This window comes from Neobacillus nitrireducens, from assembly GCF_030915405.1.
GTDB lineage: Bacteria > Bacillota > Bacilli > Bacillales > Cytobacillaceae > Neobacillus.
Window position 1 is genome coordinate 4,048,712 of record NZ_CP133262.1, and the last position, 13,136, is coordinate 4,061,847.

Sequence of the window (13,136 nt, forward strand, 5' to 3'; positions counted from 1 at the left end):
AGTACCTTTATGTCAACGCTTTAATTGAAAATGATTTTCAAAGTCATTGACAATAATTATCAATTGGAGATAGACTTAAATTAATTAAAACTATTAAAAGGGTAGAAAGGTTACCATAATATGCTCTTAAAAAGTACTTCATTAAAATGGATGGGATTCATAATTGCCATAATAATGATGGTATTATCCATGTGTGCCAGTGTTATTTATGGTTACACCGATACCAGCTGGCAGACCGCTGTTGAAGCCTTTACAAATGATAATGGATCCAATGAACATATCATTATTCAAACCGTAAGACTGCCGAGAGCGTTAATCGCTTCAGCCGTTGGCGCTAGTCTCGCCATTGCCGGTGTCCTCATGCAAACCTTAACGAAAAATCCACTCGCATCGCCAGGAATCTTTGGGATCAATGCCGGTGGCGGGTTTGCCGTTGTCGTTGCAATGACTGTGTTTTCTGTAAATAGTTTACAAGCGTTTAGCATGCTTGCTTTTATAGGAGCGGCAGTTGCAGCGATAAGTGTTTACGGCATTGGCTCATTTGGCCGAGAAGGTCTAACGCCCATGAAACTAACCTTAGCAGGGGCAGCGATGTCAGCGATGTTTTCTTCCTTTACTCAAGGTTTGCTTGTTTTGGATGAGGTCATGCTTGATCAGGTGTTGTTTTGGCTAGCAGGCTCTGTTCAAGGCAGAAAATTAGAGACGCTTGTATCAGTTTTACCTTATATTGGGATAGGTTGGATTGGTGCCGTGTTAATTGCCGGCAAAATGAATATCCTGTCCATGGGGGAAGATGTTGCCAAAGGGCTTGGTTTAAACACCGGACTGATCAAAATTGCGATTGGTATCCTAGTGATTTTATTAGCGGGTGGTTCCGTCGCAGTCGCTGGTCCAATTGGATTTGTCGGCATTGTTGTCCCTCATTTATCGAGATCGATTGTCGGCATTGATCATCGTTGGGTCATTCCATTTTCAGGTGTGCTAGGGGCAATCCTATTAATCGCTGCAGATATCGCTGCACGATACATGTTCATGCCATCTGAGGTGCCGGTTGGTGTGATGACAGCTATCATTGGAACTCCATTCTTTATTTACATTGCAAGAAGGGGGTTCAATGGAAGATGATTAAATATAAAAATTTCCGTCTATTTAATGGCCGATTATCCTTTTTATTGGATCGAAAAGCTACTTTAACCCTCACCGTCCTTCTTGTAGTTACTTTCCTTGTTTTTGTCGTAAGCACGGGAAGCGGTGAAATGAAAATTAACCCGCTCACTGTAGTAAAAGTATTATTTGGCGGCGGTCCTGAGATAGAAAAGCTGATTATTACATCCTTTCGCCTCCCAAGAATTATTGTGGCTTTAATGGTGGGTATATCTTTAGCGATTGCCGGTGGTATTTTACAAGGTATGATTCGCAATCCACTTGCTTCTCCGGATGTATTAGGGATTACCGGGGGAGCAGCAGCAGCCGTTGTTAGTTTCTTAGCGATTTTTAGTGATAAAAATCATTCCTTAACGGTTAGTATTGCTTGGCTGCCATTAGCAGCTTTTATAGGTGCAACAGTGGTCGGATTTATAGTTTATTTCCTTGCTTGGAAAAATGGAGTGTCACCAATCAGGCTGGTGCTGATTGGGATCGGGATTTCCACTTTAATGCAAGCAATCACCACATTAACGATGGTTATGGGGCCGATATATCAGGCGAGCCAAGCAAATATCTGGATTACAGGAACTGTTTACGGATCCAATTGGAAAAATGTAGCCATTCTTGTCCCGTGGACGGTTATCTTCGTGATTATTGCGTTGGCAGTGGCGCGTACAATTAATATTCAAGAGCTTGGTGATGAGGTGGCGACAGGATTAGGCGGTAAGGTCCAAAAACAGCGTTTTCTCTTATTAATGATTAGCACCGCCTTGATTGGTGGTTCCGTTGCCTTTGCGGGTGGGATCGGCTTTGTCGGCTTAATGGCACCGCATATGGCGAGACGTTTGGTTGGTTCCTCGTTCGGAGCACTACTTCCGACGAGCGCCTTAATCGGTGGCATTCTTGTCATGATTGCCGACTTAATTGGTAGAACCCTGTTTTCACCATTAGAGGTTCCAGCTGGTGTGTTCACTGCTGGGATTGGGGCACCATACTTTATTTACTTACTGTTTAAAACCAGAAATTCATAAAAGGAGCTGGCATTGATGATGAATGCGATTGAAACGAGGAATTTATCACTTTCCTATGGAGAAACTCTCATAATTAATGAATTAGATTTGAAGATTCCCAAAGGTGAAGTCACCGTGTTTATTGGTGGAAATGGCTGCGGAAAATCAACGCTGCTTCGTTCAATCGCTCGTCTGTTGAAGCCAAAGTCTGGTGCTGTTTTGCTTGAAGGGAAGGCCATTGCCAAGCAGTCCACAAAGGAAATTGCTCAAAAAATGGCGATTTTACCACAGTCGCCTTCAGCGCCGGAAGGATTAACGGTCCTTCAGCTCGTTAAACAAGGCCGCTATCCGCATCAAACATGGTTAAAGCAATGGTCTGAGGAAGATGAGAAAAAGGTCAATGACGCCCTTAAAGCAACACGATTAGAGGACCTGAAAGAAAGAACGGTTGATTCGCTATCGGGCGGGCAGAGGCAGCGAGCCTGGATTGCGATGACACTGGCTCAAGATACAGATATTATCCTCCTTGATGAACCAACCACTTACCTGGACATGACCCATCAAATCGAAATCCTTGATTTGCTGTTTGAATTGAATGAAATGAAAAGGCGAACCGTTGTCATGGTGCTTCATGATCTTAATTTAGCTTGCCGTTATGCTCATAATGTGGTGGCCATCAAAGATCAGAAGGTATATGACCAAGGGAAACCAGAGTACGTCATCAACCACAGCCTTGTTAAAAACGTGTTTGGCATGGATTGTGAAGTAACAGTAGACCCACTATTTGGGACACCACTCTGCATTCCTTATGGAAAGGGCAGATGTATCCTTAACAAGGCGGTTGCGATGAATGGATAAATTTTTAGCAGAATTTCAATTGAAGAAATATCGATTTAATCCAAGCTTAGAGCATTCATTCAATGTGGCTAATCTCTTAGATGAATCATTCCTCAAAGACTTTTTGAAGAAATTATCTGTTACGATTGGGGCCCCTTCTGAAAAGGTAGCCGCTTCAATTTTTATTAAACGCTATGCGTTTTTAGCCGTGATGTCCCTTTATACGATGACGGCCTTTAATAAAAGGCTAAATTTGTCGTTGGAAAATGTAAAAATGGAATTAGCTAAACAGGGGAAAGATTGGCTGCCCGGGATTTCATTAAAGGATGCCACAGTTCAGGACTGGGATGGAAACGACCGCTCCCAATGGTGTGCGGGCATTTTAAAAGATCTGTTTGCAAATAACCTTTATCCACTAATCTCCCAACTGGAAAAAACCGTCGGTATTTCGAAGTTAATCCTGTGGGAAAATATTGCTGTCTATCTATTTTGGCTCTATGAAACCGAGCTAAAAGGTTATCATCAGGCTGCAGAGGATTTCCACTCCTTAATTTCTGAAGCGGAAGGAAAGTTGTTTGGCCATTATAACTTAAATCCTCTGCAAAAGTACTTTGCAGAAAAGACGTATTTGGAAGAATGGGATGCAGAGGTAAGAGTCAGAAAGACTTGTTGTTTTACCTACCAGTTGCCGGCAGGAAAGCGATGCAAAACCTGCCCATGTACCCAAATTATGAAGGACAGGAGGTGTCATGATGGAGAAAACATTTGCGAAGCAGTTCGAAGCTTTGCTTGAAAAATATAGTGAACTATTGGTTGGCGAAGCCACCGATGAGACGAGGGAGAAGGTAAAGATGTGGGCTTTGTATACCCATATTGCCAAGTCGATGCCTGCATTAACTAAGCATTGGAATGGGCTCTATCCAGATGCAAAGGAAGAAATGAAGCAAATCATTAATGAAATTAAAGTGCTGAACGAACAGCATCGCTCCTCTTCTCAAAAATAAGTACATACAAAAACCGGAAGCACTAGGCTTCCGGTTTTTTCCATTATTGAAGGGTGCTGCCCGATGGAAGCTGGTTCGTATACCCTTGAAACTGCTGGTAGGACTGCTGCAGCTTTTGCTGGTCCGCGGCTTCGATAGTATACCAGCCCTTTTTAAACATCAAATCATAAAGTTCACGCTGGCAGTTTTGTGTTTCGGAAAAGATTTTCACAATGTCTTGATACAATCCTTCGTGACTGGCTTCATGCATAGGCTGAGTATATGCCGTTGTTAAATATTTTTCCGTTGCCAATAGATCATTAATAAAATCCCGATCATTCATTTGCGGGGTTTTTGGTACTTGGGTCTCAGGGTTTTTAATCTTTTGCTGTTGACTTTGATTTTGGTTCATGTCATTCTCTCCTCCTTAATATTGTCTAGCTCCAGCTCCCAGCGGCTAGTGTCCTTCGCTCTCCGCCCTACGATAAGTCAACATCGAATCGCTGACGCTCTCCGTGTTTCCTTTATCTCAGTTGGAGCGCTCCAGGCCATACGCCGCTAAACGGTCGCTTCCGCTTTTCGGTTATTGCATATTATTCAAGGGTTGCTGCTGGTTGGCATGTTGACCGAGGTGGCCTAGGATCTGTTGATAGTGTTGCTGGTGCATTTGGCAAACTTTTTCCGCTGCGGCTCTAATTTCAGGGTCCTGACATTGCCCGGCAAAAAAGTGTGCTTTCTTCGCAGACAGCAAGTTCCACGACATCATATCGGTTAAATAAAGAGCATCCTTTGTTGATACGACTCCGGGAGGTTCTTGCATCCTCATTTGCTGATTTTGCATGTTCATATTATTCTGTTGACTTTGCATGTTATTCATATTGGGCATATTCATATTTTGTTGCTGCATAATAACCCTCCTAATTCAATGTAATCTTTACGACTTTATGGTCTCTCAAACAGGAACTTTTATGCAAAAAGAGAAACAGGCTGATGTGCTCAGCCTGTTATCTTCATCCTCTTTTAAACTGATTATTCTGGCTGTTCTTTTTATCAACGTGCGCTTCCTCGTTGCCCGGACCGCCATTGCCCTTCACACTTGCCGCACTAACGCCCGCTTTTGAAGGATCCTTTTTCATTTTCGCCATTGTTATCACCTCAAGAAATAGGATGCCCTTTTAAAGATAAATATTTTAAAATTTATTTTTCAAAAAAATTTAAAAATTCCACAGTTAATCATTGCACAAATTTTCTAAATATTCTATAGTAGTTAGTAACGAGACTCATTCAATTGTGAAATTTTTTTGAATAAAAAATGAATGAGTGTTCATTCAAATTCGAAGGGGGAGACAATGTTGAACCAATTAATTAAAAAAGCAGCTGTCCTAGGATCCGGAGTTATGGGGTCAGGAATCGCTGCCCACCTAGCAAATATCGGCATCCCAACACTATTATTGGATATTGTGCCACGAGAACTAACAAAAGAAGAAGAAGCAAAAGGTCTGACATTACAAGATAAACAAGTTCGCAATCGTATGAGTGCAACGTCCATTCAAAAATTATTAAAGCAAAAACCAGCCCCGCTCGCAGTGAAAAAGAATTTAGCATTGATTGAAGCTGGTAATCTGGAAGACGATTTAATCAAACTGAAAGACGTAGACTGGGTTATTGAAGTAGTCGTAGAGAACCTCAACGTTAAGAAACAGGTGTTTGAAAAGGTTGATCAATACCGCAAACCAGGCAGCATTATCAGTTCAAATACATCGGGAATCTCAGTTGAAGCAATGGTCGAAGGGCGTTCTGAAGATTTCCAAAAGCATTTCCTTGGTACACACTTCTTTAACCCGCCGCGCTACCTGAAATTACTTGAGGTGATTCCTACTCAATATACGGCGCCGGAAGTCCTTTCATTCATGAAAACTTTCGGTGAGGATGTGTTAGGAAAAGGTGTGGTGATCGCGAAGGATACGCCAAACTTTATCGCTAACCGAATTGGAACATACGGTCTCCTCGTTACTGTTCAGGAAATGCTGAAGGCAGGCTTAAGTGTCGGTGAAGTTGACTCGATTACAGGACCGTTAATCGGCCGCGCAAAAAGCGCCACCTTCCGTACCCTTGACGTGGTTGGATTGGATACCTTTTATCATGTCGCTAATAACGTCTATGAGAAAGTTGAAGGCAAAGAAAAGGAAGTTTTTGAAATCCCTGCCTTTTTGAAAGCAATGGTTGAAAAAGGCTGGCTTGGCAGTAAATCAGGTCAGGGCTTCTTTTTGAAAAAAGGGAAGGAAATTCTTGAACTCGATCCTGTGACATTAGAATATGGACCTCGTAAAAAGCTGTCCACACCTGCAGTTGAACTTAGCAAGCAGGAAAAAGGCACCGCCAATAAATTGAAAGCGCTTGTATATGCCGACGACCGGGCCGGACAATTCTTATGGAATACAATGGCCCAGTCACTTGTCTATTCTGCCCAGCTATTAGGCGAGATTGCTGATGATATTATATCCATCGACCGTGCGATGAAATGGGGCTTTGGCTGGGAAACAGGCCCATTTGAAACATGGGATGCAATTGGCGTTGAGAAGTCCGTTGCGAAGATGAAGGAAGCAGGCCTTGAAGTTCCTGCATGGGTAACGGAAATGCTTGAAAAGGGACATTCCTCCTTTTATTTAGAAGAAAATGGCGAGTTGTTTTACTATGATAACGGCCAATATCGATTGGTTGAATTTAATCCGAAGGCGCTCGATCTTAAAAAAATCAAGAACCAAAAAGGGGTTATTAAAAAGAATAGTGGGGCAAGTCTGATTGATATCGGTGATGGCGTGGCACTGTTAGAATTCCATTCTCCCAATAATGCGATTGGACTCGATATCGTTCAAATGATTAACTATGCGGTCGAAGAAGTGGAAAAAAACTATAAGGGACTTGTCATCGGCAATCAAGGAAAGAACTTCTGTGTCGGTGCGAACCTAGCGATGATGTTAATGGAAGTTCAGGATGACAATATTTATGAGCTAGATATGATTGTCCGCCACCTTCATAGTGCGCTGTTGAAAGTGAAATACAGTCCTAAGCCGGTTGTTGCTGCTCCATTTGGAATGACACTTGGCGGCGGTGCTGAGGTTTGTCTGCCTGCTGCACATATTCAGGCATCAGCAGAAACCTATATGGGTCTAGTCGAAGTGGGTGTCGGTTTACTGCCAGGCGGAGGCGGAAACAAAGAGCTTTATATGAAGCACTTAGAAAACCTTCCAAACGGGATACCGTTTGATCTGCAAACGATCGCCAATAAAGTGTTTGAAACGATTGCAACCGCAAAAGTATCCACATCTGCTGAAGAAGCACGTGAAAATAATTTCTTAAGTAAGTCTGATGGAATCAGCTTCAATAATGATCATCTCCTTTATGATGCAAAGCAGGCTGTCCTCGCGTTACATGAAAAAGGCTATAAAGCAAAGGTTCGCCGTAAAGTTCCAGTCGTTGGTGAAACGGGTTATGCTACGCTTTTACTCGGTGCAGAAGCAATGCGTCTATCAGGGTATATTTCAGAACATGATTTAAAAATTGCGAAAAAAATTGCCTATGTCATAGCTGGCGGTAAGGTGCCGTTTGGTACGGAAGTAGATGAACAATATTTATTGGATCTCGAAAGGCAAGCATTCTTAAGCCTTATTTCGGAGCCAAAATCCCAGCAGCGCATGCAGCATATGCTTGTGAAGGGGAAACCGTTAAGAAACTAAAACAAGGGGTCTGACCCCTCTACTAAAAGTTTTTGTTATAGATAGTTTAGAACGAGGGGTCAGACCCCAGTATAAGAAAAATAGATTAATAATTTGACAGAAAGCGAGGGATTTACATGAGAGAAGCGGTAATCGTGGCCGGAGCCAGGACTCCGGTAGGTAAAGCGAAGAAAGGTACGCTTGCCCATGTTCGCCCGGATGATTTGGGGGCATTGGTGGTAAAGGAAACATTAAAGCGTGCTGGAAACTATGAAGGAAATATCGATGATTTAATCATTGGTTGTGCGATGCCTGAAGCAGAACAAGGCAACAATATGGCCCGCAATATTGGGGCATTAGCAGGACTCCCTTATACGGTCCCTGCGATCACAGTCAATCGTTTTTGTTCTTCAGGACTACAGGCAATTGCATATGCAGCCCAGGGAATCATGCTAGGGCATACCGATACAGCAATCGCTGGCGGTGCCGAATCGATGAGTATGATTCCAATGATGGGGCATGTCGTCCGTCCAAATATCAAACTGGCAGAAACAGCCCCGCAATATTATATGGGCATGGGTCACACCGCCGAGCAAGTATCCATGAAATATGGGATTTCCCGTGAAGACCAAGATGCTTTCGCGGTAAGAAGTCATCAAAAGGCAGCACAAGCGATTGCCGAAGGGAAATTTGTTGATGAAATTGTTCCTGTCGATGTGATAATCAGGACAGTCGATAATGACAATAAGCTTGTTGAAAAAACGATTCAATTTTCAATGGATGAAGGGGTTCGTCTGGATACAAATCTGCAAACCCTTGGCAAACTCCGCCCAGCCTTCTCGGTGTCAGGCACCGTAACGGCGGGTAATGCCTCACAAACAAGTGACGGCGCAGCAGCCTTAATGGTGATGGACCGTGAAAAGGCAGAAGCACTCGGCCTTAAGCCGTTAGCAAAGTTCCGATCGTTTGCAGTTGGCGGTGTTCCTCCTGAAATTATGGGGGTTGGACCGGTTGTCGCGATTCCAAAAGCCGTCAAACTTGCAGGTCTAGAGCTATCTGATATTAACCTGTTCGAATTAAATGAAGCTTTCGCGTCACAATCGCTGCAGGTTATCCGTGAACTGGGCCTAAACGAAGAAATCGTCAACGTAAATGGCGGTGCCATTGCCTTAGGACATCCGCTTGGATGTACAGGTGCTAAACTCACACTCACGCTAATCCACGAATTAAAACGCCGCAACCAACAATTTGGTGTTGTGACCATGTGTATCGGCGGCGGCATGGGTGCAGCTGGAGTCTTTGAACTACTCTAAATCATTTTGGGCTGCCCTTAGACATATACCTTTTACAAGGGGGCGGCTAGATGCCCCCATCTAATCAATGATTAGGAGGAATTAATAATGACAAACCAAACCGAAAAAATCATTAAAGGCGGAAGCTTTTTAATTGAGGATATTTCCTATGAAAGACTGTTTACACCGGAGGATTTTACCGAAGAGCATTTGATGATTGCGAAAACCGCAGAAGACTTTGTGGAAAAAGAAGTAGTTCCGCAGCTGGAACATTTAGAAAACCATGAATTCGACCGGACGGTAAAACTTCTTAAGAAGGCAGGAGAGCTGGGTCTCTTAGCCGTGGATGTACCTGAGGAATATGACGGCTTAGCCTTAGATAAAGTCACTTCCTCCCTTCTTACTGAGAAAATGGCAGCTGGCGGAGGATTCTCCCTTTCACATGGTGCACACGTGGGTATCGGTTCTCTCCCAATCGTTTTATTCGGGAATGAAGACCAAAAGCGTAGATATTTACCGGCCCTTGCTTCAGGTGAGAAACTAGCTGCGTATGCCTTAACAGAACCCGGCTCGGGATCTGATGCTCTTGGTGCTAGAACAACCGCGAGATTAAATGCTGCAGGAACTCATTATATCTTAAACGGGGAAAAACAATGGATTACCAATGCCGGTTTTGCTGATGTATTTGTTGTATATGCCAAGATTGATGGCGAGCAATTTACCGCATTTATCGTTGACCGGGAATTCCCTGGCGTTTCTACCGGCGCGGAAGAGAAGAAAATGGGCATAAAGAGTTCTTCCACTCGGACACTTATTTTAGAGGATGTTCCTGTTCCTGTCGAAAATTTATTAGGGGAAATTGGTAAAGGTCATGTGATTGCCTTTAACATCCTCAATATTGGTCGGTATAAGTTAGCGGTTGGAAGTGTAGGCGGTTCCAAGAAGGCATTTGAATTAACGGTTAAATATGCAAATGGCCGTCAGCAATTTAAAACACCAATCTCACAATTTAATTTAACAAAAGAAAAATTCGGTACTCTTGCTTCTGAAATTTATGCGGCGGAAAGCTCGGTCTACCGTACGATTGGCCTGTACGAAGAAAACCAAGGCAAGCTGACAACTGAGCAAGAAAAAGATATTAAATTAGTGGCAAATTCGATTGCCGAATATGCGATTGAATGTTCACTTAATAAATTCTTCGCCAGTGAAGTATTAGCCCATGTAACAGATGAAGGTGTCCAAATTCATGGCGGATATGGCTTCATGCAGGAATATCCAATTGAAAGAGCGTACCGTGATGCGCGAATTCAACGTATTTTTGAAGGAACGAATGAAATTAACCGCCTGCTGGTGCCAGGCACCTTATTGAAAAAAGCCTTCAAGGGTGAGCTTCCATTATTCCAAAAGGCGATGGCGTTGCAGGAGGAATTAATGATGTTAATGCCGGAAGAGCCTGGTGATGAGCCGCTTGCTCAGGAAAAATATCTTGTCAGAAATGCGAAGAAAATTGCGCTCCTATCCGCAGGATTAGCTGCCCAAAAGTTTGGCAAAGCGCTTGAAAAAGAGCAAGAAGTTTTAGCTAATATCGCCGACCTAATTTCAAATGTCTATGCAATGGAATCCGTTGTATTACGTACGGAAAAGGCGATTGCAAAAAACGGTTTAGATAAGAACAAGCAAAAGCTTCTATATACACAAATCTACTGCCAAGAAGCCTTCAATGAGCTTGAGGCGATTGCAAAAGAAACGTTAGTGGCGGTTGAACAGGGGGATACGCTCCGAATGATGTTGTCTTCGCTTCGTAAATTTACCCGTCATACCCCAATTAATGTGATTGCGAAAAAACGTGAAGCCGCCGATGTTATTATCGACGCTGAGCGCTATATTGTTTAATTAACAGGGCTCCCTTCCAACTCGGAAGGGAGTTTAAATTTTATATTAGAAAAGGAAGGATTTTTAAAAAATTAGTCGAATTTTATTATATTGAACATATTTTTTGCATTAGGATTTTGAAAAACGTTATGATAATATTCAAGTGACGAAAGACAAGTCATTGATTTTTGCGGGAAAGGGCGGTGAAATTGATGTCACTGACGTTTTACTGGTATCCAAAATGCGGCACTTGTCGAAACGCGAAGAAATGGCTGGATGCCCATCATCTTTCCTATGAAGAAGTACATATTGTGGAACATCCTCCAAGTCTTGAGGAGCTGAAGGATTTTTATCAAAAAAGTGGACTCGAATTAAAAAAATTCTTTAATACAAGCGGTATGAAATACCGAGAATTAGGTATAAAGGATAAAATGAAGTCTGCTACAGATGAAGAGCTGCTAGAGTTACTTGCTTCCGATGGCATGTTAATCAAACGTCCGATTTTAACGAATGGTGAGCGTGTCACTGTTGGCTTTAAAGAAGAGGAGTTTGAAAAAATGTGGCGTTAAGCCGCTTCTTCATCATTACTTATGGAAATCGATTTATTTCGATGATAGATTTTTTAGAAAAAATAATGGAGGGATTTAGAAGATGAGTACACCAAAGGAATTACGTTATTCAGAAGAACATGAGTGGGTAAAGGTTGAAGGGGAAAAGGTCCGCGTAGGGATTACTGCTTTTGCACAGCATGAATTAGGAGATATCGTTTTTGTTGAGCTTCCAGAAGTGGGCGATGAACTAAAAGCTGACGAACCATTTGGTAGTGTAGAATCAGTAAAAACTGTTTCTGAACTTTATGCACCTGTCAGCGGTAAAGTTGTGGAAGTCAATGAAGACTTAAGTGACAGCCCTGAATTTGTCAACGAATCACCATACGAAAAAGCATGGATGATTGTTGTTGAATTAACTGACAGCAGCGAGCTTGATAAACTAATGACAGCTGAACAATATGAAGAAATGACAAAAGAAGACTAATGAATTCGGAAAGGCACCTTGTCAAGGTGCTTTTTCTCTTATTTTCCCACTTTTTCTTCTACTATTTTAGGGAAACTTATAATAAATATATTGAAGAGGGTGGGAAACATGACGTTAAAGCAGCAAAGAGTGGATGTAACTGACCGAGTCATTGGGAAAATGAAAAATGGAGAAATGGAACTGTTTCTTGATAATACGCCAATTGGAAAAATGAAACTCTCCGATCACATGCAAGTGGAATTAGAGCATCATTTTGAAGTGGAGCAGCAAAAAATCTATCAACATGTTACGACAACGGAAGGTAAAGATGCTAAATATACGGATTGTGATGATGGAGGCTGGTGTTAACGAGTGTTATTTAGGCGTTTATCCTGCGTAACTCGCAGGCAAATTCCTATTCTTAAAATGACAATAATGATAAAGTTAACATAGGCAGAAGAAGGCACACGTAATCAATATTTTAGAATATGTTAACATAAACAACTTCTAATACAGGTGATGAATGATGAATGATTCGTATGTTGACAAAGTTCTTATTGTCGAAGGAAAATCAGATAAAAATAAGGTAAAAAGAATTGTTAAGGAACCAGTAGAAATTATTTGTACCAATGGTACGATCAGTATTACAAAATTAGATGAATTGATTGAATTTCTTGAGAATAAGGATGTCTATATTCTTGTCGATGCCGACTTCTCAGGAGAGAAACTCCGCAAACAGTTAAAACGAGAATTTCCACAAGCTGAACATTTATATATTGACCGAATGTATCGTGAGGTAGCTACTGCGCCAGTTCACCATTTGGCGACTGTTCTCATTGGAGCCAATATCGATGTTCATACCGAATTTTTAGAAATGGGTTAAAAGATATATGAACGAATGGAATCGAACCGCTTTAACAGCCTTTCTTGATCGAGAGGCAACCGGATTAGTTTATTTTTATACGCCCATGTGCGGGACCTGTCAGGTAGCCTCAAAAATGCTCCAGGTCATTGAGCAGCTGGTAGAACTTGAAATGGGCAAAATGAACTTAAACTTCCACCCCGACCTTGCTAACGAATTTGAAATTGAAAGTGTCCCCTGTCTACTATTTATCGATGCTGGTAAGGTACGGGAGACACTCTATGCCTTCCAATCAGTTCCGTTTTTGCTTGAAAAAATAAAACAGTATATATCCTAAAGCAGATGCGCATCGTGCATCTGTTTTTTGAATGTCTTAAAAAGTGTAGAGGATCCGACATATTTCT

16 protein-coding genes are annotated in these 13,136 nt (G+C 42.1%); 13 read left to right on the plus strand and 3 right to left on the minus strand.

Annotated features, from left to right (window positions below; all coding sequences use genetic code 11):
- Positions 1 to 120 precede the first annotated feature (120 nt).
- The 5 genes from RCG22_RS19525 to RCG22_RS19545 are packed head-to-tail and all read left to right on the plus strand — an operon-like array spanning position 121 to position 3,997.
- The gene (locus RCG22_RS19525) at positions 121 to 1,125 is read left to right on the plus strand and encodes a FecCD family ABC transporter permease (protein ID WP_308104321.1); all 1,005 of its coding nucleotides are present in this window, start codon (positions 121 to 123) and stop codon (positions 1,123 to 1,125) included.
- Positions 1,122 to 2,177 carry a FecCD family ABC transporter permease gene (locus tag RCG22_RS19530; RefSeq protein WP_308104322.1) on the plus strand — a complete coding sequence of 352 codons (1,056 nt, stop codon included), beginning with the start codon at positions 1,122 to 1,124 and terminating at the stop codon, positions 2,175 to 2,177. Before RCG22_RS19525 ends, RCG22_RS19530 begins: the two co-directional genes overlap by 4 nt.
- A gap of 15 nt (positions 2,178 to 2,192) precedes the next feature.
- Positions 2,193 to 3,014, plus strand: coding sequence for an ABC transporter ATP-binding protein (locus tag RCG22_RS19535; protein WP_374049387.1), 822 nt, complete (start codon positions 2,193 to 2,195; stop codon positions 3,012 to 3,014).
- Positions 3,007 to 3,786 (plus strand): siderophore-iron reductase FhuF, encoded by a 780-nt coding sequence (fhuF, locus tag RCG22_RS19540; protein ID WP_308104323.1) that lies wholly within the window; start codon positions 3,007 to 3,009, stop codon positions 3,784 to 3,786. The genes RCG22_RS19535 and fhuF overlap by 8 nt, the downstream gene beginning before the upstream one ends.
- The gene (locus RCG22_RS19545; RefSeq protein WP_308104324.1) at positions 3,746 to 3,997 is read left to right on the plus strand and encodes a YusU family protein; all 252 of its coding nucleotides are present in this window, start codon (positions 3,746 to 3,748) and stop codon (positions 3,995 to 3,997) included. The genes fhuF and RCG22_RS19545 overlap by 41 nt, the downstream gene beginning before the upstream one ends.
- A gap of 43 nt (positions 3,998 to 4,040) precedes the next feature.
- Here RCG22_RS19545 and RCG22_RS19550 read toward each other — a convergent pair whose 3' ends face one another.
- The 3 genes from RCG22_RS19550 to RCG22_RS19560 form a co-directional block, all read right to left on the minus strand.
- A complete protein-coding gene (locus RCG22_RS19550; RefSeq protein ID WP_308104325.1) occupies positions 4,041 to 4,388 on the minus strand; it encodes a spore coat protein in 348 nt (115 codons plus the stop codon).
- A 171-nt stretch (positions 4,389 to 4,559) separates the two neighbouring features.
- A complete protein-coding gene (locus tag RCG22_RS19555; RefSeq protein ID WP_374049388.1) occupies positions 4,560 to 4,883 on the minus strand; it encodes a hypothetical protein in 324 nt (107 codons plus the stop codon).
- Between the two features lie 103 nt (positions 4,884 to 4,986).
- On the minus strand, positions 4,987 to 5,121 hold the full coding sequence (locus RCG22_RS19560; protein ID WP_166253237.1) for a YuzL family protein: 135 nt from the start codon (positions 5,119 to 5,121) through the stop codon (positions 4,987 to 4,989).
- Positions 5,122 to 5,325: 204 nt separating this feature from the next.
- Here RCG22_RS19560 and RCG22_RS19565 point away from each other — a divergent pair, with 204 nt between their 5' ends.
- The 8 genes from RCG22_RS19565 (at position 5,326) to RCG22_RS19600 (ending at position 13,069) form a co-directional block, all read left to right on the plus strand.
- Complete coding sequence (locus tag RCG22_RS19565) at positions 5,326 to 7,713, plus strand: 3-hydroxyacyl-CoA dehydrogenase/enoyl-CoA hydratase family protein (protein ID WP_308104326.1); 2,388 nt, start codon at positions 5,326 to 5,328, stop codon at positions 7,711 to 7,713.
- Between the two features lie 116 nt (positions 7,714 to 7,829).
- Positions 7,830 to 9,005, plus strand: a complete 1,176-nt coding sequence (locus RCG22_RS19570; RefSeq protein WP_308104327.1) for an acetyl-CoA C-acetyltransferase — start codon at positions 7,830 to 7,832, stop codon at positions 9,003 to 9,005.
- Between the two features lie 87 nt (positions 9,006 to 9,092).
- A complete protein-coding gene (locus tag RCG22_RS19575; protein ID WP_308104328.1) occupies positions 9,093 to 10,877 on the plus strand; it encodes an acyl-CoA dehydrogenase FadE in 1,785 nt (594 codons plus the stop codon).
- A 191-nt stretch (positions 10,878 to 11,068) separates the two neighbouring features.
- Positions 11,069 to 11,425, plus strand: a complete 357-nt coding sequence (locus tag RCG22_RS19580) for an arsenate reductase family protein (protein WP_308104329.1) — start codon at positions 11,069 to 11,071, stop codon at positions 11,423 to 11,425.
- 82 nt (positions 11,426 to 11,507) lie between these two features.
- The gene (gcvH, locus tag RCG22_RS19585) at positions 11,508 to 11,891 is read left to right on the plus strand and encodes a glycine cleavage system protein GcvH (protein WP_066258632.1); all 384 of its coding nucleotides are present in this window, start codon (positions 11,508 to 11,510) and stop codon (positions 11,889 to 11,891) included.
- Positions 11,892 to 11,999: 108 nt separating this feature from the next.
- The gene (locus RCG22_RS19590; RefSeq protein ID WP_308104330.1) at positions 12,000 to 12,239 is read left to right on the plus strand and encodes a YusG family protein; all 240 of its coding nucleotides are present in this window, start codon (positions 12,000 to 12,002) and stop codon (positions 12,237 to 12,239) included.
- Between the two features lie 157 nt (positions 12,240 to 12,396).
- Positions 12,397 to 12,753: a toprim domain-containing protein gene (locus RCG22_RS19595; RefSeq protein ID WP_098263783.1), complete on the plus strand. Its 357-nt coding sequence runs from the start codon at positions 12,397 to 12,399 to the stop codon at positions 12,751 to 12,753.
- Positions 12,754 to 12,760: 7 nt separating this feature from the next.
- Positions 12,761 to 13,069, plus strand: coding sequence for a thioredoxin family protein (locus RCG22_RS19600; protein WP_308104331.1), 309 nt, complete (start codon positions 12,761 to 12,763; stop codon positions 13,067 to 13,069).
- Positions 13,070 to 13,136: the final 67 nt, after the last annotated feature.

Coding starts and splice junctions, on each gene's coding strand:
- RCG22_RS19595 (WP_098263783.1), top strand. CDS start 12,397: ATGAATGATTCGTATGTTGACAAAGTTCTTATTGTCGAAGGAAAATCA.
- RCG22_RS19530 (WP_308104322.1), top strand. CDS start 1,122: ATGATTAAATATAAAAATTTCCGTCTATTTAATGGCCGATTATCCTTT.
- fhuF (WP_308104323.1), top strand. CDS start 3,007: ATGGATAAATTTTTAGCAGAATTTCAATTGAAGAAATATCGATTTAAT.
- RCG22_RS19570 (WP_308104327.1), top strand. CDS start 7,830: ATGAGAGAAGCGGTAATCGTGGCCGGAGCCAGGACTCCGGTAGGTAAA.
- RCG22_RS19600 (WP_308104331.1), top strand. CDS start 12,761: ATGAACGAATGGAATCGAACCGCTTTAACAGCCTTTCTTGATCGAGAG.
- RCG22_RS19550 (WP_308104325.1), bottom strand. CDS start 4,388: ATGAACCAAAATCAAAGTCAACAGCAAAAGATTAAAAACCCTGAGACC.
- RCG22_RS19545 (WP_308104324.1), top strand. CDS start 3,746: ATGGAGAAAACATTTGCGAAGCAGTTCGAAGCTTTGCTTGAAAAATAT.
- RCG22_RS19535 (WP_374049387.1), top strand. CDS start 2,193: ATGATGAATGCGATTGAAACGAGGAATTTATCACTTTCCTATGGAGAA.
- RCG22_RS19560 (WP_166253237.1), bottom strand. CDS start 5,121: ATGGCGAAAATGAAAAAGGATCCTTCAAAAGCGGGCGTTAGTGCGGCA.
- RCG22_RS19590 (WP_308104330.1), top strand. CDS start 12,000: ATGACGTTAAAGCAGCAAAGAGTGGATGTAACTGACCGAGTCATTGGG.
- RCG22_RS19525 (WP_308104321.1), top strand. CDS start 121: ATGCTCTTAAAAAGTACTTCATTAAAATGGATGGGATTCATAATTGCC.
- gcvH (WP_066258632.1), top strand. CDS start 11,508: ATGAGTACACCAAAGGAATTACGTTATTCAGAAGAACATGAGTGGGTA.
- RCG22_RS19555 (WP_374049388.1), bottom strand. CDS start 4,883: ATGCAGCAACAAAATATGAATATGCCCAATATGAATAACATGCAAAGT.
- RCG22_RS19580 (WP_308104329.1), top strand. CDS start 11,069: ATGTCACTGACGTTTTACTGGTATCCAAAATGCGGCACTTGTCGAAAC.
- RCG22_RS19565 (WP_308104326.1), top strand. CDS start 5,326: ATGTTGAACCAATTAATTAAAAAAGCAGCTGTCCTAGGATCCGGAGTT.
- RCG22_RS19575 (WP_308104328.1), top strand. CDS start 9,093: ATGACAAACCAAACCGAAAAAATCATTAAAGGCGGAAGCTTTTTAATT.